Origin of the sequence: Nemorincola caseinilytica (assembly GCF_039540515.1) — a bacterium.
Classification (GTDB): domain Bacteria; phylum Bacteroidota; class Bacteroidia; order Chitinophagales; family Chitinophagaceae; genus Nemorincola; species Nemorincola caseinilytica.
This window is the reverse complement of the sequence record NZ_BAABFA010000005.1, coordinates 253845-276141: the sequence shown is the minus strand read 5'-3', so window position 1 is coordinate 276141 and position 22297 is coordinate 253845. Positions and strand designations below refer to the sequence as shown.

Genomic DNA, 22297 nt, shown 5'->3' with positions numbered 1-22297 from the left:
AGCTTTTATTTTTTGGGATAAGGGGCCTGCCAGGTACGGTAGGTACCACCCAATGGCGCTGCCAGCAACTTTAGCTGCGCCTCGGTAGCCAATATACTGTCCATGCGTACCCCGCCGTGGTGCGATACAGAGATCTCGTAAAGGCTCTTCCCCACCCCGCTCGTTACCTTCTTGCCCGAAATGGTGAAGTGATGTGCGATAGCAGAATCGGCAAAACGCTCCCTACCCTCTTCAGACAGGAAGTAGAGACCGTGTGTTATATCCCTTGGGCGTGCCAGGTCGTCGCCTGCGGCTATCATTGAGGCTATTATCTTGTCCGATGCCATCCATTCGCGTGCGGCGCTATCGGGGTAAAGGAAGTTGCGGTAGGCGGTCCATTCGGGGTCGGGCTTTATGCGCACGGTATAGGGGCGGTCGCCGAAATGCCGGGTATACATACGCGCCAGCGCATTGCGCACGCCTGCAGTATCGCGCACATAGTAGTAATTGAGCCGCTCGCAATTGCAGGTAAGTGTGCCGGCCAGCCTTTTGGCGGTGACACTGCTGAGTATACTGCCTGTGAGGTCCAGCACCTTTTCCATATCGTCTATATCGGTGGCAGAGGGCAGGCCGCGTTTATCGGTGCAGTTGGTGGCCGCCCTGGGACCTGTTACTACCAGGTAGGGCAATAATTTATCGGGTGCTTTGTCTACAAGGCCCATATCTACCATTATGGAACCGGGCTTTGAATTGACGAGGGACATATAGACATCCCAATTCTCCTGTGCCTGCACATTGGCGGCAGACAGCAATATGGCGATGAGCGCCCACGAGCGAAAATGTATCACAATGTAAAATAAAGTGTTATTCGCGATACGGAGGGGTGTTTAAGAAAATTTTGGGGATCACTTGCGGCGCTCATACACCTCTATCCATGCTCTTTTATAAGTGATCTTGTGAACGAGATGGAAATTGGTATCGGCCATTACCTGTCTGTGGAACAGAACATCCGGTTCTATATTATCGAATATGAGTAGCTCTGTACTAGCGCTCATGTGTTCGTACACATGTGGAAAGATCTTCGGGGAATTGAGGAAACCGGTGGCGGCATCATTCAGGTGTACCCTTTCCAGGTAGGAAGGCGCACATATGATCTTGTCGTAGTAGCCCTGTGATTCCATGTAGTCCACAAGCTGCTGCTGTGCTCTTATGCGTTCGTATGCTATCATCTGGTTGTTGCCGGTGATGTATACCGGGCACCCCAACTGTAATACCAGTACCCAGGCTATAACCCATTTCCCTCTTCCCAAAGAGGCCACTATGCGGCCATAAGCTATGCCCATGGGAATGAAGAACATGAGGAGAAGGACCACAAAAGCATATCTTTCCTCGTAAAAATTGATGCTGGAGAAATAGCTGAAGGCCACGGAAAAAGCCGTGGACAGCTTGAGAAAACGGGCCTGCGGGCGGGTGAGCATGGACAATGGCGACCGCAGGAACGCTATAAAAGCTACCAGCATTGCTATGATGAAGACGTAATAGAGCAGGTCTTTGTAACCGAGTACCACTGTATGGAGGTAAATGACCAGATAAGCAGCAGTGATGTATAGGAATACCCGGCGGCGGGTGCGTATGTACAAAATGACGCAAGCCAGCACCAAGGCAAAATGATAGAGGAATATCTGGTCGGTCCAGAAGAGCAGAGTGAGGATGCGCTGGAAATGGTCGAGGGTATGAAAGAGGCTGGCGTCTATAATATCGGTATGGGCAGGATAAAGGAACCAGCCCAGCCGTATCTTCTGAAGTAGGAAATAAACGAATATGAACAGTACCGGCAGCACGGTAGCAAGCACCCGGGAAATGATGACCTTGCGCGGTGCCTTTTTCCACACAGAGACAGCAACATCGGCCGCAAGTACGAATGCCATCATCCAGGCGCTTTCTTTGATGTAGTACAATACCGTGAGCGCTAGTATGGCGCGTATGTACCGCTCACCTGCATAATAGTAGATACCGAGCAGTGCGAAAAGGGCCAGTGGAATATCGGTCATCACAAAAGAGGACTGCGCAAAAAAGGTGACATTGACCAGTAGTAGCAGCGCACTTATCAATGCGATATTCTCGTCAAAGAGCCTGCGCATGACCTCGAACAAGGATATGGCAAGCATGGCCGACAGGAATAGCGCAAATGAGTGCATGGAGAGGTTGGAACTGCCGAACACATACATCCATACCGCACAGGCGAATTGGTGAAGGAGCGGGTGACCGCGGGAATATTCTACAGGTATCACATCGGGCATCAGGCTGGGACCTGCCTGGTACATGCTTTTGATAGCAGGGGCATACACCCAACTTTCATCCCAATAGAACGCATCGCTCAGATAGGGTATCTTGAAAATGATGAAAACAAGAAGGGCTATATAGAACAGGATGCGGTGGGATATATATGAGGTTTTTGCGGGCATGTGCTGTATGGTGACGCAGGCAGAACGGCCACCTCAAAGAAAGCAGATCTTTTTCACTTTACCCTCCTGCCCTTCCACTCATAGCCACCTACGAAACCCAGAAAACCTGCAAGCACTATGTATATGATGTGCAGCGGCTGCAGGAAGGGGAAATAGAGCAGTGCCCACTCGTTGTGGAAGAAACGGGCCACAGGCCGCAGGAACCAGAATTCGACCACCACCTTTATACCGAAGACGCAGGCACAAAGGAACAGCAACTCGCGATCGAAAAGGCTACCGATGGCCAGGGATAGCAGCAAGAGGTTGAAGGCATATACCAGCAAGAGGATGAGGGTGAGCCGGGTGTCTTTGTACTTGCCCGACTTGGAGGCCCAGCGTATGCGCTGCTGCAGGAAACTGCGCCATGTGGGCTGTGGCAGGGTTGATACGGCAGCATTCACCGACCGCAAGTAGGCGATACCCGTGGGCGCCAGGTCGTTCATCTTCATCATGAGCAGGAAGTCATCGCCGGATGCGAGGTCAAGGATGCCCTCATATCCCTTCACCTGCTCGAAGGCACTTTTGCGAAAGGCGAGATTGGCGCCATTGCTCATGTTGCCCAGCTTCAGCGCATGTGCAGCACCTGTTATACCCTGCATACTCATAAAGTCTATGAGCTGGAAGATATGCAGCAGGTTCCGCTTTGCATTGTATATCACCGGCGCTACTATCATCAGGGGTTGCTGCTGCTCGTATATGGCCGCTATGTGGCGCAGCCAGGCATTGGGCATCACACAATCGGCATCTGTGGTAACGATGAGGGCGCCGCTGCTTTCCGATATGCCCGTAGCTATCGCCATCTTCTTGTAGGCATTGAGGGCATTGCCCATGGGCAGGTAATCGGCCAGGCGAATGCAGCGCACCCCCCGTATGGCATATTCCTCGGCTATGATGGCCGTACGGTCGTCGGAATGGTCGTCGACCACTATGACCTCGTAGAGGTAAGAAGGGTATTTCTGCGCCAGTATCGATTCGAGACAGGCGCCTATGTTCTCCTCCTCGTTGCGCGCGGGTATTATGACCGACATCTTGGTAGATGGCTCGTAAAGGGCATGCACGTTCAGCTCTTTCTGCATGGCCCAGCCCCTGTGGTATAGTGCCATAAGGGCCACATATGCCAGTGTGAGTATAGTACAGATGATGAATATGACCATGTCAGAGCAGGGAGGCGGCTATGTGTGCAGCATTGCCTGTATCAAATATACGATGTCCTTTTTCGAGAATGTATAGCTGTACCGTGTCCATACCTTTTGCGAATGGCTGTGCCAGTGATGGAGGCAGTACACGATCGGACGCACCCATATAGAGGAATACGGGTATCTTATGTGTGGCTATGACCGACCGCAGGACCTTGGGCGGCTGCACAAGATGGCTAAGGCACGGCCATGCATGAAGCAACTGCAGGCGGCTCTCCTGAGACCGTAGCGTTTGGGTGGCCAGCCTGTGAAAGGCATCGGGTATGAGCCGTAGCCGGCGACAGAGGTCGGTGAGGCGTATACTACCCTCCCCTGCCTGCAGAAAGCGCCTGAAAACGTATTTGCCGGCCGGCACACGGGTAAAGAAACGGTAAAACGGGTTGACCGTGAGGCCATCGGTGGCCATGAGAAGTACCCTATGTATATGCTGCGGAGCAGCGGCCATGGCCGAAAGGCATACCCTGCCGCCAATGCTGTACCCCATCAGGGAGATCTTATCTACCCCGAACTGTACCATCACATTAGCTACCAGTATCACCAGATCGTCTGCGGTAAGGTGTTCCTTGCCACGCCAGGCGGTACCGCCATGGTAGGGCAGATCGAACGAGAGAATAGTGTACCTGTGGCCAAGATGTTCTTCGAACACGGAAAAAGTGCCCGCATGCTCGCCATAGCCATGAAAAGCGAGCAGCACATCGCTACCCGTACCCATGCGCAGGTAATGCAGTTGTTCGGCCCCGATAGAGATATGCGGCATATGCTCATCAAAAATACAGATAGCCTGCCATAATAGCTTTGTACCACCCGTTCACAGGCTAGTATTTATCGGTGGCAGGTCGTATATTGCATGGTCACAAACGGGAGATATGAGCACACTAAGTAGGCTGGCAGGGTCTTTGGTAGGGTCGGAAGTAGTGAAACTGGGCAACGAGATAAACCGCCGCATACAGGCCGGAGAAAAGATATATAATTACACCATAGGCGACCTGGCGCCTGCGGTATTTCCCCTGCCTAAAGAACTGGAAGACCTGATAGTGCAGTGCTACCGCGACGGCTATACCAACTACCCGCCGGCAGAGGGCCTTGCAGAGCTGCGGGCATCGGTATCGGCCTTTATAGAGCGGTACATGGGTATCAGTTATGGGCAGAACGAGGTGCTGATAGCCTCGGGCGGGCGGCCCATAATATACACCCTGTTCAAGGCCATAGTAGATGCGGGCGATAAGGTGTTATACTCGGTGCCATCCTGGAACAACAACCACTATGTATCGATGAACCAGGGCGAGCACTGCATGATAGACACCTACCCCGAGAACGACTTCATGCCATCGGTGGCAGATATAGAGCCATATATAAAGGAGGCCACCCTGCTGTGCCTGTGTACCCCACAGAACCCCACCGGCACTACCATGCCCCGCGAGACCATGGAAGGTGTATGCGATATGGTGCTGGCCGAGAACGCAAGCCGCAGCGGAGATGCGAAGAAACTGTATGTGATGTTCGACCAGATGTATGGCCTGCTGACATATAATGGTATGGAACACCATACCCCTGTATCGCTGCGGCCGGCGATGAAGGAGTATACCATATTCGTAGATGGTATATCGAAGACCTTTGCGGCCACGGGTGTGCGTGTGGGCTGGGCGCTGGGGCCTGCAGAGATACTGGGCAAAATGAAAGCCCTGCTGAGCCACATAGGCGCATGGGCACCAATGGCCGAGCAGAAAGCCACAGCTAAATATCTGACCATGACCAGCGAGGTAGATGCCTACCTGGCGGGCTTCAGGGCCGGGCTGCAGCAGCGGCTCACAATGTTCTACGAGGGTTTTACCGCGCTGAAGAACAAGGGCTATGCGGTGGACCGTATAGCGCCACAGGCGGCTATATACCTGACCGTAAAGGTAGACCTGCGAGGCCGGAGCGTAGCCGGAAGAACACTAAAGACACAGGAAGATGTGACGCAGTATATACTGGATAAAGCACAACTGGCCATGGTGCCGTTCTACTGCTTTGGAGCCGATAGTAGCTCGCCATGGTACCGCATAAGTGTGGGCACCTGCAACCCGGAAGACATTGCTACAGTGCTAGCGCTGCTGGAAAAAGCACTGGAAGGAGTGGACCCGATAACGAACGGTTAGCCAATCTGTTGTAAATACAGAGAATAGAGTATGTGGAACAAATATTAAAATATAGTTTTTTTATCTTTTCATTGAAGATGTGTTATGTTTGTGTTCCCCGATAAACACTTCTGCTAATATGATAAGAAAGGAATATCAGGTAGGGTCTACCCTATCGAAGGAAGATGAGGACAAGGTAACGAACAGCAATATCAAAAATGAGATCATCAGGATGATAGATACTGCTTTTCTGAATGGCGCAATAGTGGAACTGAAGATACTGGAAGGAGTAGACCTTGTGAACGGGGGCAAACGCTTCAGCAAGATACGCATGGACATTGTGTCCAATACGGACTTCGACAAATACGAGGACCTATGACGGGTCTCTTATGACCCATATATTATCGGCCTCTTTTTTCCTGATGCTCAAATAGTAACCCGCTATATTTATCGCAAGCGGATCGCCCATGGGGGCTATCATCTCTACCCATACAGGTTCGCCCGGCACACAACCCATTTCCATAAGTGTAAGCCGCAGATCATTGTCCTCATGGTCTTTTATCACGGCCTTTGTACCGGCCGGTAACTGCGACAGCCGCATTGCCTTTTCATCTACCATACTGTAAAATTACTCAATTGTTTCACACCCAGACCCAGTCATTAGGGAAATAATACTTCATCATTTCGGCCTCGCGGCTGCCTGGGGCAGGCTCGTGCGCATAGTACCAGCGTGCTCGTGGCGGCAGGCTCATGAGTATGCTTTCGGTTCGGCCATTGGTCTTCAGGCCGAAGAGCGTACCCTTGTCGTGTACCAGGTTGAACTCCACATAGCGGCCGCGCCTTATTTCCTGCCATTCTACCTCGGGCGTACCATATGGCATGTCCTTGCGCTTGCTGATGATGGGCAGGTAGGCATCCAGGAAGCAATCGCCATTGGCCTGCTGAAAGGCAAAAAGCCTTTCACGGTCGGCCTCATCGGTGGGTCTCAGGTGGTCGTAGAACACGCCGCCTATGCCACGCATCTCGTTATTGCGGTGCTTATTGGCAAAATACTCATCGCATTGTTTCTTATATAATGGGTACAGTTCTTCGCCGAAGGGCGCTATGGCATTTTTGAGGGTGGTGTGAAAATGCCTTGCATCTTCCTCGAACAGGTAATAAGGTGTGAGGTCTGCACCGCCACCGAACCAGCTATCTATACGGTCGCCATTTTTGTTATACAGTTCAAAATAACGCCAATTGGCATGCGTGGTGGGAACGAACGGATTGAGCGGATGCAACACCATAGAAAGACCACATGCAAAAAAGTCACAATCCGCAACGCCGAACATCTGCTGCATAGATGCAGGCAGCGGACCATGTACCACCGATGTATTGACACCACCTTTCTCCAGTACATTGCCATCGGCTATCACACGGGTCTTGCCACCGCCACCTTCCGGCCTTTCCCACCTATCCTCTACGAAGGTAGCCTTACCATCGGCCTGTTCCAGGCCAGTACATATAGTATCTTGCAACTGATGGATGTACTCTACGAAACGTTCTCTGAAATTCATAATAAAATATTAAATTACAATGAAACAGAAATGCTATTTACTGTATTCCTTAACTGTATCTACAAATGCTTTTGCATGGTCTACGGGCACATTAGGCAATATACCGTGCCCCAGATTGGCTATATACCTCTGTGTGCCAAAGGCATCTATCATTTCCTTTACTTCCTTCTTTATCTGCGGTATTGGAGCCAGCAGCTTGGCAGGGTCGAAGTTGCCCTGCAGGGTTATCTTGTTTCCTGTGAGCTGACGGGCAAGCGAGGGGGTAAGGCTCCAATCGAGGCCGAGACCCGAGGCGCTGCTATTGCTCAGATCGGCCAGAGCATACCAGCTACCCTTAGGGAAAAGTATGACAGGTGCATGCTTGCCCACGGCATCGGCTATCTGCAGCAGGTAGGGCTCGGCATATATCTTGAAATCGGCAGGGCTCAGCATACCGCTCCAGCTATCGAACACCTGTACCAGGTCGGCACCGGCCTTTGTCTGGGCTATCAGGTATTTAATGGTCATATCAGTTATCTTCTGTAACAGCTTGTGAGCCAGTTCAGGCTTTGTAAAACAGAATTGTTTTGCCTTATCGAAGGTCTTGCTGCCTTTACCCTCTACCATATAACAAAGGAGGGTCCATGGAGCGCCTGCGAAACCTATGAGGGGTACGCGGCCGTTCAGCTCCTGTTTGGTGAGGGAAAGGGTTTTCATTACATAGTGCAGCCTTTCTTCTGTATCGGTAGTGATGAGAGCATCTATGTCGGCCTCGTTCTTCACCACAGAGGGTAAGAGAGGGCCTTTGCCCTCCTCCAGCAGCACCTGCATGCCCATGGCCTGGGGTATCACCAGTATGTCGGAAAAAATGATGGCAGCATCTACGCCTACCTGGTCTACCGGTTGCAAGGTTATTTCGCAGGCGAGCTCTGGCGTTTCCACGCGTGTGAAAAAATCATATTTTTCACGCAGCTTTATATAGTCCGGCAGGTAGCGGCCGGCCTGCCTCATCATCCATACGGGTGGGCGGCTCAGTTCTTCGCCCCTTAGAGCGCGCAGCAAAAGATCGTTCTTCAGTTCCGACATTTTATGTTTAGTTTCGTTTGTTCTTACAATTAATTAAAAATCAATTATTTGATAAAAAAATAATTTACAACATCATTTATCATTTCCTCTTTTGACGGAGATGGGGAGATAATGATCTTTGCCTTAGAATACCTCATTATCTCTGCCGCTGTAGTATCGCCGATGGCGAACAGAACGGCATCTGCCCCAAGTGTATTGACACTGAAAAAACTCCTTACTGCAGAGGGGCTAAAGAATAGTACCCCATCATAACCGGTAGATATTACATGCGGTGTTTCGGTAGTATTGTATACCACCAGCTCTTCTACCTTTACCCCTGCACCTGCCAGGGCATGAGGTAAAATATCCATACGGCTATCGCCACAAAAGAAGGTAACATCTTTCACTCGCAGCCCGATAAGCATATCTGCCAACTGTTGTGCATTATCACATTCTGATAATATTTTATTTTTATCAAAATACTGATAAACAGTGTTTTTTGTTTTATTACCTAAACAAAATATCTTCCACTTCGTGTCTTTACCACCCAACATGGCCGCCACCGCCTCTACCCCATTGCTGCTGGTAAAGACCGCATTGAGATCTTTGGCTGCCAGCTCTGAAATGTGGGCTGTCATATCATAACTGTCTACATGAGTTATGTCTATGAAGGGGATAACATCCAGCCGAACCTTGCCCGAGGCGGTAGCCTCATCTGCCACATGAGCAGGCAGGTGGCCGGTACATAGTATGGATATCGTTCTGTTCATATATCATACCGCGCGGTGCAGTAGCTGGCGGGCGCCATTGGCCAGTAGCTCGGCTCCGGCCTCGCTACCCAGGTCGCGGGCATCTGCTATCGCAGCGGTCTTTTCTATCTCTATCTTGGAGCCTCCATCTACACTGAGAACGTTGGCTTTCAGTATCACAGTATCATTCACTATCTCGGCCAGCGCACTGATGGGTGTAGAGCAGCCGCCCATAAGGGTACGCAGCAGGTCGCGCTCTATGGCCGCACAAAGGGCAGTATGTGCGTCGTTGAACCCGGCACAGGCATCGGCACAATAAGTATCTTCCTCACGGCATACGACCACTATGGCACCCTGTGCAGGGGCTGGTAGCATCCAGTCCAGCAGTATCGAGTCCTCGGGCCTCAGGTCCAATCTGTCCAGCCCTGCGGCCGCAAAGATGGCCCCATGCCAGGTACTTTCCTGCACCTTGGCCAGGCGTGTATTCACATTGCCTCGCAAGTTGTCTATACTATCGGCCGGGTAGCGGTGCAGCCATTGTGTCTTGCGCCGTATGCTGCTGGTAGCTATGGTGGCCGGTGCTTCGGTCCTGTCGGCAGTGAAGCCGGGGCCGGGTACCAGTATATCAGCATGAGAGGCACGCGGCAATACCGCAGCCTGTACTATGCCTTTGGCCATCATAGTGGGCACATCCTTCATAGAATGGACCGCGATATCTACCTGCCCGTTCAGCAGGGCTATATCCAGCGAGCGGGTGAATATACCCTGAACGCCTATCTCGTACAGTGGTGTCTTGAGGTCGGTATCGCCCTCGCTTTTTATGTATACAAGTTCCGATGTATGACCGTGCTGTGCCAGCAGGCGCTGCACAGCGGCAGCCTGCCACACGGCCAATTGGCTTTCGCGTGTTCCTATGCGTATCGGCTTGTGGGTCATCAGGCTATAAGATCGTTGATGGCTTGAATGTAGTAGCAACCGGGCGTATTGCCGTTGCGTATATTGACAGCAAAGTCATTGAGCACCTTTTGGACCTTTTCTTCCTGCCCGGTATGCTGGTGATCGCACAGCAGTACAGGGCTAATGAAAGGTATGCCCATGAGCTTGCTTTTCATTTCCTTTATAACAGGCGCATGCCTGCGCATATGGCACCATGCGCTGAACTCTGCCATGTGCTCGTTTATGATAGCGAGGGCCTTGGGCACCTCGGCGCTGCGTTTCTGCAAGGTCTCGTCTTTGATGCGGGAAAGCTGGTCCACATCTACGAAAGTGATGCCGGGCAGCCGCTGTGCATCGTCGGCCACATTGCAGGGAACAGATATGTCTATGATGAGCTTCTGACCGCTACCAGCCAGGTGCGGTGCGGTGATCACAGGTTCGGTGGCATTGGTAGAGACCAGTACTATATCGGCCAAAGCGGCCTCCGCGGCCAGGGCCGATAAGGGCGCCGAGCGCAGGCCCAGCTCTGCAGCAAGCGCCTGTGCTGTGGCCTCGGTACGGTTTATGAGGCAGATATTGTGGGTATGCAGGTAGTCCAGTATGTTGCGGCAGGTAACGCGGCCTATTTTTCCTGTACCTACCAGCGCTATCTTCAGCCCGGCGGGGTCTGCGCCACGGCTTTCGGCATATTCGCGGATGTACTGTATGGCCGCGAACGATACCGATACGGTACCACCGCTAAGAGCAGTATGGGTCTTTATGGCCTTGGAAGCCTGCAGCACCGAGCCCAGCAGGCGATCCATGTACTGGCCTATGAAACCGGCGGCACGCGCCTGCTTCACAGCATTCTTTATCTGGCCTAGTATCTCGTAGTCGCCAAGTATCTGGGAATCGAGGCCGGCGGCTACGCGGTAGAGGTGTGTAGCAGCCTCGCTGCCTGCCTTGGTATAGGCCATTTCGGCAAAAGTATCGGGACTGCCTGTGCAAACACTGCAGATAAGCTCTGCGAAACGCTCCGGGCGTTCGGCAAAGCCGTATATCTCGGTGCGGTTGCAGGTAGAAAGCACGAACATATCGGATATACCGAACTGGCATGCTGTGGCCAGCAATGCCGCATACTGTTCGTTATTGACCGCGAACTGACCCCTTACCGCAGCATCGCTTTTTTTGTAGTTGATGCCGGTGACTATGAACTCTTCTGTTGTATGCCTTACTCGCACTGTGTGATATGGATCGGTAACAGGTGCAAAGATACTTTTGGGCCAGCCAACAAGGAAATGATCGTGTCATAACATGGTCATTTCGGGGGCTGACATTGGTCAGGTACATTGCATTATGCCAATAAAAAAGACCCCTGTTGCGAGGGGCCTTTCCGGTTTATCTGTATCGATGGTCCATTAGTTCACCTCACCAAGGCGAGCCAGCTCCTTATCCATATCGCGGGCCTGTGGGCTGCGGGGGTATTCATCGCGTATACGCTTGAAGGCTTCTTTTGCTTCGTTGGCCTTATTGGTGGCCTGGTATGCCATACCCATGTGGTAGAGGTACATAGGTGTGATGAGGCCATCTTCCTTCTCGGAAGTAGCTTTCTTGAAGCTCTCTATGGCTTTTTCGTTATTGCCGCTTTCCAGGTATGCGAGACCCAGCATACCGGCCGCCTGGCGACCGAGCATAGTGCTACCACCATCGAACGCCTGGAAGGATGTGATGGCCTTGGCATTATCGCCCATCTTCAGGTAGCATATACCGGCATAGTAATGAGCCAGGTTGCCCGCGGGAGTGCCGCTATATTTCTGGGCTATCTTGGAGAAACCTATGTTCTTGCCATCGCCGTTAAGGGCCTGGTTCAGAGAGTCTACCTGGAAGTAGAGCTGGGGCCAGTACATAGCAGCATTGGCCTTCGTTTCATTAGGCTCTTTGTACATCTTCATATACCCGAAGTAACCTACCACCACTACCAGTATAACGGTAGTAACGGTGCTGATCATTTTTTTGTTCTTTTCATAGGCCACCGTCAGGTTGTCCATCGGGTTCACCTCGGGGTATACTGTTTCGGTCTCTTTCTCTACACCGGGAAGATTCCTTGCTGAGTTTGCCATAATAAATGATTATCGTATTTACGTTGTTTGTTTTATTTGAATAATGGGCTGTGTACTAGTCGGTTATGTAGGGGTAATCTGTATCGGCATAGATATCCTTGTACAGCTCGCTGTCATCGGGCCATGGGCTTTCTTCGGCAAAGCGTACACATTCTTCCACTTCCATACGCACCTTTTCATTTATCTGCTCTATCTGCTCCTGGGTAGCATAGTTGTTTTCCGTTATTACCTTCAGTACCTGGTTTATGGGGTCTTTTTCCTTGTATTCCTCCACTTCTTCCTTGGTACGGTATTTGGCAGGGTCGCTCATAGAGTGGCCGCGATAACGGTAGGTCTTTATCTCCAGGAAGGTAGGTCCGCCACCCTCGCGCGCACGGCGTACAGCGCGGTCTATGGCATTGTGTACCTCTTCGCAGCTCATACCATCTACGCTGTCGCCGGGCATACCATAGGCATCGGCCAGCGGGTAGATGTCGGTCTGCTTGGCGGTGCGGCCTACAGATGTACCCATTGCATAGTAGTTGTTCTCGCAAATGAAGACCACGGGCAGCTGCCACAGCACGGCCATATTGAAGGTCTCGTGCAGCAGGCCCTGGCGCGCAGCGCCATCGCCGAACATGCAGATAGTGGCCCTGTCGTTGCCATTATACTGATCGGCAAAGGCGATACCGGCACCCAGACCTATCTGGCCGCCTACTATACCATGCCCACCGAAGAACCTCTTTTCTTTGGAGAAGAAGTGCATACTGCCACCCTTGCCCTTGGTGCAGCCGGTGGCTTTACCATAAAGCTCGGCCATGCACTCGTTAGAGGTCATGCCCTTGGCTATGGCCAGCCCATGGTCGCGGTAGGCGGTTATCAGGTTGTCATCGGGGCGTATAGCGGTCATCATACCGGCTGCTACTGCCTCCTGTCCTATATATAGATGGCAAAAACCCCTGATCTTCTGCATGCCATAAAGCTGTCCGGCCTTCTCTTCGAAGCGGCGCAGCAGAAGCATCATCTCATACCAATACAGATATGTATCTTTCCCGAAAGTAGTCTGCACTATTTTTTAAATTTGTGCGAATTTATAAAAATTTTTGTTCCCCCAACCGCCTTTGATAGCTATTGACAAAATATCGCTGCTGCAATATCGCAATTATACATCAGCAGTGTATGAGTTTCCCCGACCGGTAATGTGTATAACCGGCCCCAACGGCAGCGGCAAGACCAACCTGCTGGATGCCGTATACTACCTGTGCTATACCAAAAGCTACTTTAGCGCCTACCAGCAGAACAGCGCACAGAACGGAACGGACGGGTTCAGGGTGACGGGGGAATTCAGGAAAGATGGGCAGACGGATACCATAAGCTGCAAATGGAAGGCAGGAAAAAAAGAAATATATAAGAACAATGTAGAGTATGAAAAGCTGACCGACCATATAGGCACCTATGCAGCCGTGATGATAGCCCCCGATGATATAGAGCTGATAAACGAGCACAGCGAGCTGCGCCGCAAATGGGTGGACGGTATACTGGGACAGGCCGACAAAGAATACCTGGAAAGGCTGATACACTACCAGCGCATACTGCTGCAGCGCAATGCATGGCTGAAGAACCAGGCCACGCGGCCCACAACAGGCCAGTACACCGAGCTGGAATATTATAATACCTGCCTGGCCGCCGATGCCGACCTCATATATAGAAGGCGTACCGGCTTCCTGAAAGACTTTCTGCCGCTGCTGTCAGACTTTTACCATCGCCTGTCCGGCGGTAACGAGGCCATACAAGTGACCTATGTGAGCGACCTGCTGCAAAAGCCACTGCTAACGTGGCTGGAACAGGGACTGGACCACGACCTGCGCTACCAGCGTACACTACGCGGCATACACAAGGACGACTGGGAACTGGAGCTGAACGGTATGCTGCTGAAAAGTTTCGGGTCGCAGGGACAGAAGAAGAGTTTCCTGTTCGCGCTGAAACTGGCTCAGTATGCATGGCTCACCCGGGCGCTGGGCCACAAGCCCATACTGCTACTGGACGACATATTCGAGAAGCTGGATCAGAGCCGTATGGAGGCCCTGCTGCGCATCATACGCAGCGATGCTTTTGGGCAAGTGATACTGACCGATACCCATGCCGACCGCATACGCAATGCCTTTGGCGGGGAGGAGAATGTGGGCTTCATTCATTTGTAGGGAACGATACATACTTTGCACGGCCACTATTATCAAGTGCTTCTATACCATCATTTTGTACAATGTGGCAAAATGTTGCCACCTTTGAAGATAAAGACCTCTGCCACTAGGAAAAAAGAGGCATGATATAAGCAGGAGAACATATGATAACAATAATAGCAGGAACGGATCGCCGGGATAGTATGACCATGCGCATAGCGAATGTGTACCTTAAAGAACTAAGTGGACAGACAAGCGATGTGCAACTGCTATCGCTGGAGGGGAAACAGGTATGGGAGCGTGGCGCGGCCATGCAGGAACTGGAACAGCAGTACCTGATACCGGCCACCAAATTCGTATTTGTGATGCCGGAGTATAACGCCAGTTTCCCCGGGGTGCTGAAGATGATGATGGACAACAGCGATGTGAAGAAATGCTGGTGGTACAAGAAGGCAGCGCTTGTGGGCCTGTCGGACGGGCGCGCAGGCAACCTGCGCGGCATAGAGCATATGACGGCCATACTGAACTATCTGCGTGTAAATGTGCTGTATAACAAGATGCTGCTGTCGAAGGTGAAGGAAGAGATAAACAACGATGGTGTGCTATTGAGGTCCGAGACCGGGCGGCTCATAAGCATACAAATGGAAGAGTTTTTGAAATTTTAATGACATACAGATAGCGCAGGGGGTGCATAAACCCCCGACCTTTGACCTTTGCCTCTACCGACATGAGTATACGTTTCATCATCATCCTCAGCATCATTCTGCTTGCAGAGTATTATAGTTTCATAGCAGTGCGTGGGGCGCTGCGTACCATGCAGCCGGTATGGCGCATATCGCTCACTGCGCTGTATGTGGCCTTTACGCTCATGGCATGGGGCGGATTGGTACTGTTCAGGGCCATAAACTGGGCCGAGGTGCCGCACCTGCTGCGCAACATATACATAGCCATGGTGCTGGGCTTTACCGTAGGCAAGATACTGGTGATGCTGGTAATGCTGATAGACGATATACGCAGGCTGATAACCTGGATGATAGCCTCGCTGGCTTTTCGCAACCCGGCCCCCGGCACATCACCCGCCGACCAGAGCATGACCATAGACCGCTCGGTGTTCATGAGGCAGGCAGCGCTGGTACTGGGCGGGCTGTCGCTGGTGGGTTTTACGGCGGGTATCACCAACAGGTACCGCTACCGTGTGCGCAAGATAAAACTGAGCTTCGCATCGCTGCCCGATGCCTTCAAAGGGCTGCGGATAGTGCAGATATCGGATATACATACCGGCAGCTTTGACGACCACCGGGCGGTGGAACACGGTATAGAGCGTATACTGCACCAGGAGGCGGACATAATACTATTCACCGGAGACCTGGTGAACAATGTGGCAGATGAGATAGACGACCGCTTCAAGGCCATATACTCTCGCCTGAAAGCGCCTATGGGTGTCTACTCTACCCTGGGCAACCACGACTATGGCGACTATGTACCATGGGCATCCGCACAAGAAAAGAGAGCCAACCTGGAAAAACTGAAGGGTATACATGCCGAAGTGGGCTGGCGGCTGCTGATGAACGAACATGTGGTGCTGGAGCGCGGCAACGAAAAAATAGCGCTGGTAGGCATAGAGAACTGGAGCGCAAAGGCGAACTTTCCCAAATATGGCAATATGGGCAAGGCCTATGAGGGCCTGCCTGAAAAGAACATACCTTTTAAGATACTGCTGTCGCACGACCCCTCGCACTGGCGCGGAGAGGTGCTGAACTCGTACAAGGATGTATCGCTGATGCTGAGCGGGCATACACATGGCATGCAGTTCGGGGTAGATAGCAAATGGCTGAAATGGAGCCCCGTACAGTATGTGTACGATGAATGGGCCGGCCTGTACCGCGACGGCGATCAATGCCTGTATGTGAACCGGGGTTTCGGGTTCCTGGGGTACCCGGGCAGGCTGGGTGTACTGCCGGAGATAACGGTAATAGAACTGGCATAGCCTTATTTTCCATCAAATTTTTCCTTGGTCTTGTTAGCATTTTGCTGACAGTTGAGACATTTACGCAATATGCATAATTATATCTGTGCGTAATGCAAACCATATGTGTGTTGCACTCGTCTTTCTTGTCGAGTTCCCCTGCTTTTTGTGCTGCATGTCCCCTCCCTATCGCTGATATTAATTATCGGCTGATCTTTCGATAGTTATTTTAACCGCTTTTGTATTTTTATTTTTAAATATTTAATTACACTAGAAAAATAAAAAACATATTCTTAAATTGCCAAAAGAGCTATTTTAACACGACCTTAGTACGACCCATTATTGCAGTCAAACACCAATGACCTACCATGAACATCAGAAAATTACTCAGTTTATTTCTTCTTATCGCGGGGTTCTCTTATCAGTCAGGCGCGCAAATGACCTGCCCGACGAACATAGACTTCGAGCTCGGCGACCTTAGTATCTGGAACTATTATATAGGCTCTTGCTGCCCTAGTGGTGTGCCGTCTATAGGCGCTGCCCCGGTGGCACCCATAGCCTGTCGCCATACGCTGGTGAATGCCACAGGCCTTGTAGGCTGTGCCGGCGGCGCTACCGACCCCGTGGGTGGTTTCCCTATACTGCCACCCGGTGGCGGTTCATATGCCTTCAGGCTGGGCAACAATGGTACCAGTGCGCAGGCCGAAAGGGCCACCTACTTTGTGAACGTACCATCATCGGTATCGAACTATAGCCTTGTGTACCGCTATGCTACAGTGTTGCAAGATCCCGGTCACCCGGCAGCGCAACAACCCCGTTTCATAGTTAGGGCATATGACTCTGCCACACTGGCCCCGATACCATGTGCCGATTACAGCTATGTAGTGAATGCCTCACTGCCCGGCTTCATCACGGTAGGCTCAGGTTCAGCATCTATACGCTACCTGCCATGGTCTACAGGTGTTATAGACCTTTCGGGTATGGGTGGCTCTACTGTAGGTATAGAATTCACCACGGCCGACTGCTCGCAGGGCGGCCACTACGGCTATGCATATATAGACCTTAGCTGTGGCCTGTTCCAGGTAAGTACTACTGCGTGCGATACCCTTACACCTCCCGTACTCACTGCCCCTCCGGGGTTTGCTTCGTATGCATGGTACGACTCTGCCACCTTCTCTATTTTATATGGCACGAACGATACGCTGATAGTGACACCCTTCCCATCGAGCCCTACTACTATAGCGGTGATACTGACACCCTATACCGGCTTTGGCTGCCCCGATACGCTGTATACCACCATCAAACCTGCGCACCTGGCACTGCATCCATCTAACGATACTGCGATATGCCTGGGCCGCAGCACCACATTATATCCCAATGCTACCGATGTGGCCATACCGCTTACCTATTCTTGGGCGCCTGCTACGGGACTAAGCTGTACTACCTGTGCCAATCCGGTGGCGAGCCCGACGGTAACGACCGCCTATACGGTGACGGTGACCAATACATCCAGTTGTACGCGAACGCATGTTTTCAATGTATCCATATTACCCAATGTGACCACCACGGTAACGGTAGACACACCGACGTGTAACGGGTATAATAATGGATCGGCCACGGTTTTGCCCACATCGGGTACGGGGCCATATGTCTATTCGTGGTCTACAGCACCGCCACAGTCTACCGCTACAGCTACCGGCCTTACCGCCGGCTCATATACGGTGATAGTAATGGATGCGAAAGGCTGTATGGATACGAACGTGGCCGTGCTGCTGAACCCCGCACCCCGCATCATTAGCATAGCCACATCTACCAACCCCACCACATGCGGAGGGGCCGATGGCACCATAGTGATAGGCGGTATGATAGTTCCCGATACTACCTATACCGTAAGCTATAAGATAAACGGCATACCGCAAACACAGGTAGTGACCGCCGGACCTACAGGCCAGGTGACCCTGAACGCACTGATAGCAGGTGTGTACTCGGACATTACCATAATACTTGCGGCATGCCCTTACAACGTCATAGGGCCATTGACACTGGTAGACCCACCTGCGCCTGACCTGGGCGGGGTGACAAGCAACAGCTATGTGTGCGAGGGCGATACGCTGAAGCTGTTCGCCAGCAGTGCCACAACAGGTGTATCGTGGTCGTGGGAAGGACCGGCAGGTTTCATATCTACCCTGCAGAACCCCATGATATACCCTGCCACACTGGCCAATACGGGTGTGTACTCGGTAACGGTATCGAAGAACAACTGTTTCAACTACTCATCGACCTATGTAGAGGTGCGTGTGAGGCCTATACCATCGGCCAGCAGTAATGCACCTGTATGTTCCGGCGATACACTGTTCCTCTACAGTTCTTCGTCCAACGGGGCAACATCTTATTCATGGACCGGACCGGGCACCTACTCATCGGTAGACGAAGACCCCTACATAGCGCATGTGCAAACAGTATCGACCGGCGTATATACAGTAAATGTGACACTGAACGGCTGTACAGTGCCAACAACGGTGAACGTGGTAGTGAACCAGACACCTGATGCACCGATAGGGCCTGATACGAACTATTGCCAGTACGACCTGGCGATACCATTCTCGGTAGCGGGTACCAACCTGCTGTGGTATACCAGCGCCGAGGGCGGTACGGGTATAAGCACAGCACCTACGCCATCTACAGCGCTGGGTGGTGTGGAATCGTGGTATGTGACGCAGACCTCGGCAGAGGGCTGTGTGAGCGACCGCAGAAAGATATCAGCACGGATATGGACGATGCCCTACCCCGACCTTTCTCTTACCGACAAGGTATCATGTATAGGCAAATACATGACGTTCACGCTGAACAATGTGGGTGAAGGTGTGGACGGATATACCTGGTACTTCGAGCCGAACGACAGTATAAAGAATGTGAACCCTGTGTACCACTCGTTCAATAATACAGGCAGCTTTGTGGTAAATGTGAATGCATACTACAAATATTGCCGCGATACAACACTGAACACACAGGTGGACATATTCCCCTATGCTAGCTTCGACCTGGGCCCTGATACATCTATATGCAAGGGCAGCAACGCCATACAACTTTCTGCCAAAAGGTTCTCATCTACAGGTGGTGTAAGCTGGCTGTGGAACACCGGTGAGACCACACAGAGCATACAGATAGTAGCTCCGGGCGTATACTTTGTGAAAGCGTCGCTGCATGGCTGCGAGACCACAGACTCTATACTTGTTTCAGATGACTGCTATATAGACATCCCGAACGTATTCTCGCCAAATGGTGATGGTATGAACGATTATTTCTTCCCCCGCCAGTTGCTGAGCAAAGGCCTTACCGCCTTCAAAATAGATATATACAACCGCTGGGGCCAGCAGGTATTCAGCGGCAATGCGCTGGATGGCCGCGGATGGGATGGCAACTTCAATGGCGTAGCACAACCCGAGGGCGTGTATATATATGTGATAGACGCCGAATTCAGGGATGGCCAGAAAGAGAATCATAAGGGCAATGTGACCCTGCTGCGATAACCAGAACTCGCTTCATAAATAAGGAAAGGAGGTAGGCAAATGGCCTGCCTCTTTTTTTGTACCGTTAGGGTCCGTGCCACTTGAACAGGAACATACAAAAAGGCGCCGCACTTATGGTGCGGCGCTCCTGTATATGTATGCAAGAAGAGATCAGCGGATGATGTAGTTCCAGTGGTGGGTATCGGGTGCTGCACCTATCCTGATATCGTAAAGCCAGCTACGCAGCTTGTACATCATGGCATCCTTGCCGGTATAGCAGGCATGGTCGGTACCGTGGATGGATATGGTAGCTATGGGCGCTACTACTGCCGCGGTACCGGCACCGAAGGCCTCTACCCTTTTACCAGCCTGGAAGGCAGCCAGCAGCTCGGTATACTTTATGGGGCGTTCCTCTACCCTTACACCCTTATCGCGCGCTATGGAGAGCAGCGAATTGCGAGTAACACCATCGAGTATGGAACCTGACAGGGATGGCGTAATGAGGGTATCATCTATAAAGAACATGGCGTTCATAGTGCCCGACTCCTCTATATATTCATGGGTCTTGCTGTCGGTCCAGAGTACCTGGTCGAAGCCCTCTTCACGCGCCAGGCCTGCAGGATAGAACGCACCACCATAGTTGCCTCCGCATTTGGCCATGCCTGTACCGCCCTCGGCTGCGCGTACATACGTTGTCTCTACCTTTACCCGCAGGGGCTGCGAGTAATATAGGAAAGCAGGGCTGCACACTACCATGAAGAGGTATTCGTCGGCCACTTTTACGCCTATCCGGGCCTCGGTAGCTATCATAAAGGGGCGTATATAGAGCGAGCCATCCTCATCGGTAGGTACCCAATCGGCATCGATGGCCACTAGTTGATGAATGGCATTGACAAAAAGATCTTTGGGAACTGCAGGCATGCACATACGCTGCAGGGACAGGTTGAAACGGTCGTAGTGCTTGTCCATGCGGAACACATTGATGTTGCCATCGTTCATGCGGAAAGCCTTCATTCCCTCGAACACCGTTTGCCCGTAGTGCAGGCAGAGGGCTATGGGACTGAGCGAGAGATCGTGAAAAGGTGTCACCGAGGCGTTCTGCCATTTGCCGTCCTTGTATTCGGCTATGAACATGTGCTCTGTAGGCACTTTACCAAAGGGCAGCGCCCTGGTATCGGTCACCTTTCTTTCGGTGTGAGATGTAATTGAAATTGTCTGTTCCATATCACATGGTTTTTGTTGTTTATGACTCGGCCGGGGCATTCTCCGGGAATGTATCGGCCATTTCCGTTCCTTTTTTTGTAGCGGCCTCCTTATGCTGCTGCCTGTAGCCGCGATTTACCAGGAAGACACTGATGACGATGGTGATAAAGGCAAGCCCTACATATATATTCAGCTCCTCGTGGAGGAACAGATAACCGGCTATAACAGCTATAAGGGGATTGACATAGGCATAGATGGTAGCTACCCCTACAGGCAGTACACGCAGGGCGAACATATAGGCCGCATAGGCCAGTACAGAACCAAAGGTGATGAGGTAGAGCAGCGACAGCATACCATCGTTGTTCCATACCAGGGGGGCGGAATGGTCATCGGCAATGGGGCTGAGCAGCAGCATGAATATACCACCCAGGGATAATTGCAGACCGGCATTGAACAGTGGGTTCTCGGCTGCGCCATAACGCTTGCTGAGCGTACTGCCATATGCCCAGCCCGCAGTGGCCAGCAGTATACCCACCATACCACCTATATATTCGGGCCGGGCAAGGTCGGCAATGTTGTGCCGGAAGATGAGGCCCACCCCGCATATACCCAATAGCATGCCGGTACCTATGGTGGCATTGAAATGGTCTTTCTTTGAAGAGGCGAGATTGAACAGTACGGCGAAAATGGGCATCATGCAGCACAGCAACGCAGCTATGCCGCTGGGTATGTACTTCTCGGCCCAGGTAACGCCACCATTGCCCACTGTGAGCATAAGGAAACCCATAAAAGCCTGCCGCCTCAGGTTCAGCATGCTCAGGTCGGTGCGCCTGTTGCCGATCAGTGCCAGCGGTATGAGTATAAGGCCTGCCACTACCTGCCTTACGCCGGCGAACAGGAAGGGAGGATAATGCAGAACACCTACCCTGATGGCGAGATAGGTAGTACCCCATACTACACAAATGAATATTAGCGAGATGTATGCTTTCGTCTGTCGTGTCATATGAGCCGGTTCGATCGGGTTATGTATCAGGGCGAGGATAAAAGGTCTTGCATACCCCGCTGAAGGCACAAAATTCAGCATTCCAACGGAAACAAAACAGATACAATTATTGAATTTTCGACCATAACAGTTTGTTTTGGCAGGCCAGGGTAACGATACGATCCTGATAGGCCACAGTAGCTATAAAGTAAAAGGGCCATCCCAAAAATGGGACGGCCCTTACGATCTGTAATTTCCAAACTAAACAAACATATTTATAATGAAACGAAAACGACCG

General features: G+C 51.7%; 20 protein-coding genes. 6 read left to right on the top strand and 14 right to left on the bottom strand.

All coding sequences use genetic code 11. The features are described from left to right. Window positions 1-5 precede the first annotated feature (5 nt). From ABD843_RS03450 to ABD843_RS03435, 4 genes are read right to left on the bottom strand one after another with little or no spacing between them, the layout of a single operon-like run. The gene (locus tag ABD843_RS03450) at window positions 6-827 is read right to left on the bottom strand and encodes a DUF695 domain-containing protein (RefSeq protein ID WP_345078551.1); all 822 of its coding nucleotides are present in this window, start codon (window positions 825-827) and stop codon (window positions 6-8) included. A 57-nt stretch (window positions 828-884) separates the two neighbouring features. Then, window positions 885-2444 (bottom strand): ArnT family glycosyltransferase, encoded by a 1560-nt coding sequence (locus tag ABD843_RS03445; RefSeq protein ID WP_345078548.1) that lies wholly within the window; start codon window positions 2442-2444, stop codon window positions 885-887. Between the two features lie 53 nt (window positions 2445-2497). Continuing rightward, window positions 2498-3637, bottom strand: a complete 1140-nt coding sequence (locus ABD843_RS03440) for a glycosyltransferase (RefSeq protein WP_345078545.1) — start codon at window positions 3635-3637, stop codon at window positions 2498-2500. 1 nt (window position 3638) lies between these two features. After that, window positions 3639-4436 carry an alpha/beta fold hydrolase gene (locus ABD843_RS03435; RefSeq protein WP_345078542.1) on the bottom strand — a complete coding sequence of 266 codons (798 nt, stop codon included), beginning with the start codon at window positions 4434-4436 and terminating at the stop codon, window positions 3639-3641. Window positions 4437-4545: 109 nt separating this feature from the next. Between ABD843_RS03435 and ABD843_RS03430 the strand changes: the two genes are divergently transcribed. Both ABD843_RS03430 and ABD843_RS03425 read left to right on the top strand, forming a co-directional pair. Then, complete coding sequence (locus ABD843_RS03430; RefSeq protein WP_345078540.1) at window positions 4546-5817, top strand: pyridoxal phosphate-dependent aminotransferase; 1272 nt, start codon at window positions 4546-4548, stop codon at window positions 5815-5817. Window positions 5818-5935: 118 nt separating this feature from the next. Continuing rightward, window positions 5936-6175 (top strand): hypothetical protein, encoded by a 240-nt coding sequence (locus tag ABD843_RS03425; protein WP_345078537.1) that lies wholly within the window; start codon window positions 5936-5938, stop codon window positions 6173-6175. Here ABD843_RS03425 and ABD843_RS03420 read toward each other — a convergent pair. The 8 genes from ABD843_RS03420 to pdhA form a co-directional block, all read right to left on the bottom strand. Continuing rightward, window positions 6170-6415: a FeoA family protein gene (locus ABD843_RS03420; RefSeq protein WP_345078534.1), complete on the bottom strand. Its 246-nt coding sequence runs from the start codon at window positions 6413-6415 to the stop codon at window positions 6170-6172. The genes ABD843_RS03425 and ABD843_RS03420 overlap by 6 nt on opposite strands. A gap of 22 nt (window positions 6416-6437) precedes the next feature. Further along, a complete protein-coding gene (gene hemF / locus ABD843_RS03415) occupies window positions 6438-7352 on the bottom strand; it encodes an oxygen-dependent coproporphyrinogen oxidase (protein WP_345078531.1) in 915 nt (304 codons plus the stop codon). A 33-nt stretch (window positions 7353-7385) separates the two neighbouring features. Continuing rightward, a complete protein-coding gene (gene hemE, locus ABD843_RS03410; RefSeq protein WP_345078528.1) occupies window positions 7386-8417 on the bottom strand; it encodes a uroporphyrinogen decarboxylase in 1032 nt (343 codons plus the stop codon). A 44-nt stretch (window positions 8418-8461) separates the two neighbouring features. Then, window positions 8462-9118 carry a uroporphyrinogen-III synthase gene (locus tag ABD843_RS03405; protein ID WP_345078525.1) on the bottom strand — a complete coding sequence of 219 codons (657 nt, stop codon included), beginning with the start codon at window positions 9116-9118 and terminating at the stop codon, window positions 8462-8464. A 51-nt stretch (window positions 9119-9169) separates the two neighbouring features. Beyond that, window positions 9170-10081 carry a hydroxymethylbilane synthase gene (hemC, locus tag ABD843_RS03400; protein WP_345078523.1) on the bottom strand — a complete coding sequence of 304 codons (912 nt, stop codon included), beginning with the start codon at window positions 10079-10081 and terminating at the stop codon, window positions 9170-9172. Further along, complete coding sequence (gene hemA, locus ABD843_RS03395; RefSeq protein ID WP_345078520.1) at window positions 10081-11301, bottom strand: glutamyl-tRNA reductase; 1221 nt, start codon at window positions 11299-11301, stop codon at window positions 10081-10083. Before hemA ends, hemC begins: the two co-directional genes overlap by 1 nt. A gap of 177 nt (window positions 11302-11478) precedes the next feature. After that, a complete protein-coding gene (locus ABD843_RS03390; RefSeq protein WP_345078517.1) occupies window positions 11479-12180 on the bottom strand; it encodes a tetratricopeptide repeat protein in 702 nt (233 codons plus the stop codon). Window positions 12181-12235: 55 nt separating this feature from the next. Continuing rightward, the gene (gene pdhA, locus ABD843_RS03385) at window positions 12236-13183 is read right to left on the bottom strand and encodes a pyruvate dehydrogenase (acetyl-transferring) E1 component subunit alpha (RefSeq protein WP_425575657.1); all 948 of its coding nucleotides are present in this window, start codon (window positions 13181-13183) and stop codon (window positions 12236-12238) included. 79 nt (window positions 13184-13262) lie between these two features. On the opposite strand from pdhA, the gene recF reads away from it, so the two are divergent. The 4 genes from recF to ABD843_RS03365 all read left to right on the top strand — a co-directional run bounded on the left by recF (window position 13263) and on the right by ABD843_RS03365 (window position 19835). Next, window positions 13263-14360 (top strand): DNA replication/repair protein RecF, encoded by a 1098-nt coding sequence (gene recF / locus ABD843_RS03380; RefSeq protein WP_345078511.1) that lies wholly within the window; start codon window positions 13263-13265, stop codon window positions 14358-14360. 143 nt (window positions 14361-14503) lie between these two features. Further along, complete coding sequence (locus tag ABD843_RS03375; protein ID WP_345078508.1) at window positions 14504-15004, top strand: NADPH-dependent FMN reductase; 501 nt, start codon at window positions 14504-14506, stop codon at window positions 15002-15004. 41 nt (window positions 15005-15045) lie between these two features. Continuing rightward, window positions 15046-16326, top strand: a complete 1281-nt coding sequence (locus ABD843_RS03370; RefSeq protein ID WP_345078505.1) for a metallophosphoesterase — start codon at window positions 15046-15048, stop codon at window positions 16324-16326. Between the two features lie 416 nt (window positions 16327-16742). Next, window positions 16743-19835 carry a T9SS type B sorting domain-containing protein gene (locus ABD843_RS03365; RefSeq protein ID WP_345078502.1) on the top strand — a complete coding sequence of 1031 codons (3093 nt, stop codon included), beginning with the start codon at window positions 16743-16745 and terminating at the stop codon, window positions 19833-19835. A gap of 150 nt (window positions 19836-19985) precedes the next feature. Here the strand turns inward: ABD843_RS03365 and ABD843_RS03360 are convergent, their stop codons facing one another. After that, window positions 19986-21038 carry a branched-chain amino acid aminotransferase gene (locus tag ABD843_RS03360; RefSeq protein WP_345078499.1) on the bottom strand — a complete coding sequence of 351 codons (1053 nt, stop codon included), beginning with the start codon at window positions 21036-21038 and terminating at the stop codon, window positions 19986-19988. Between the two features lie 19 nt (window positions 21039-21057). After that, complete coding sequence (locus tag ABD843_RS03355) at window positions 21058-22020, bottom strand: DMT family transporter (protein ID WP_345078497.1); 963 nt, start codon at window positions 22018-22020, stop codon at window positions 21058-21060. Between the last annotated feature and the right edge of the window lie 277 nt (window positions 22021-22297).

Excerpts from the sequence above, each read along its gene's own strand:
- hemF (WP_345078531.1), bottom strand. The coding sequence starts at position 7,352 with ATGAATTTCAGAGAACGTTTCGTAGAGTACATCCATCAGTTGCAAGAT.
- ABD843_RS03420 (WP_345078534.1), bottom strand. The coding sequence starts at position 6,415 with ATGGTAGATGAAAAGGCAATGCGGCTGTCGCAGTTACCGGCCGGTACA.
- ABD843_RS03430 (WP_345078540.1), top strand. The coding sequence starts at position 4,546 with ATGAGCACACTAAGTAGGCTGGCAGGGTCTTTGGTAGGGTCGGAAGTA.
- ABD843_RS03360 (WP_345078499.1), bottom strand. The coding sequence starts at position 21,038 with ATGGAACAGACAATTTCAATTACATCTCACACCGAAAGAAAGGTGACC.
- ABD843_RS03445 (WP_345078548.1), bottom strand. The coding sequence starts at position 2,444 with ATGCCCGCAAAAACCTCATATATATCCCACCGCATCCTGTTCTATATA.
- hemE (WP_345078528.1), bottom strand. The coding sequence starts at position 8,417 with ATGTCGGAACTGAAGAACGATCTTTTGCTGCGCGCTCTAAGGGGCGAA.
- ABD843_RS03365 (WP_345078502.1), top strand. The coding sequence starts at position 16,743 with ATGACCTGCCCGACGAACATAGACTTCGAGCTCGGCGACCTTAGTATC.
- ABD843_RS03440 (WP_345078545.1), bottom strand. The coding sequence starts at position 3,637 with ATGGTCATATTCATCATCTGTACTATACTCACACTGGCATATGTGGCC.
- ABD843_RS03355 (WP_345078497.1), bottom strand. The coding sequence starts at position 22,020 with ATGACACGACAGACGAAAGCATACATCTCGCTAATATTCATTTGTGTA.
- ABD843_RS03435 (WP_345078542.1), bottom strand. The coding sequence starts at position 4,436 with ATGCCGCATATCTCTATCGGGGCCGAACAACTGCATTACCTGCGCATG.
- hemC (WP_345078523.1), bottom strand. The coding sequence starts at position 10,081 with ATGACCCACAAGCCGATACGCATAGGAACACGCGAAAGCCAATTGGCC.
- ABD843_RS03375 (WP_345078508.1), top strand. The coding sequence starts at position 14,504 with ATGATAACAATAATAGCAGGAACGGATCGCCGGGATAGTATGACCATG.
- ABD843_RS03425 (WP_345078537.1), top strand. The coding sequence starts at position 5,936 with ATGATAAGAAAGGAATATCAGGTAGGGTCTACCCTATCGAAGGAAGAT.
- ABD843_RS03390 (WP_345078517.1), bottom strand. The coding sequence starts at position 12,180 with ATGGCAAACTCAGCAAGGAATCTTCCCGGTGTAGAGAAAGAGACCGAA.
- pdhA (WP_425575657.1), bottom strand. The coding sequence starts at position 13,183 with ATGATGCTTCTGCTGCGCCGCTTCGAAGAGAAGGCCGGACAGCTTTAT.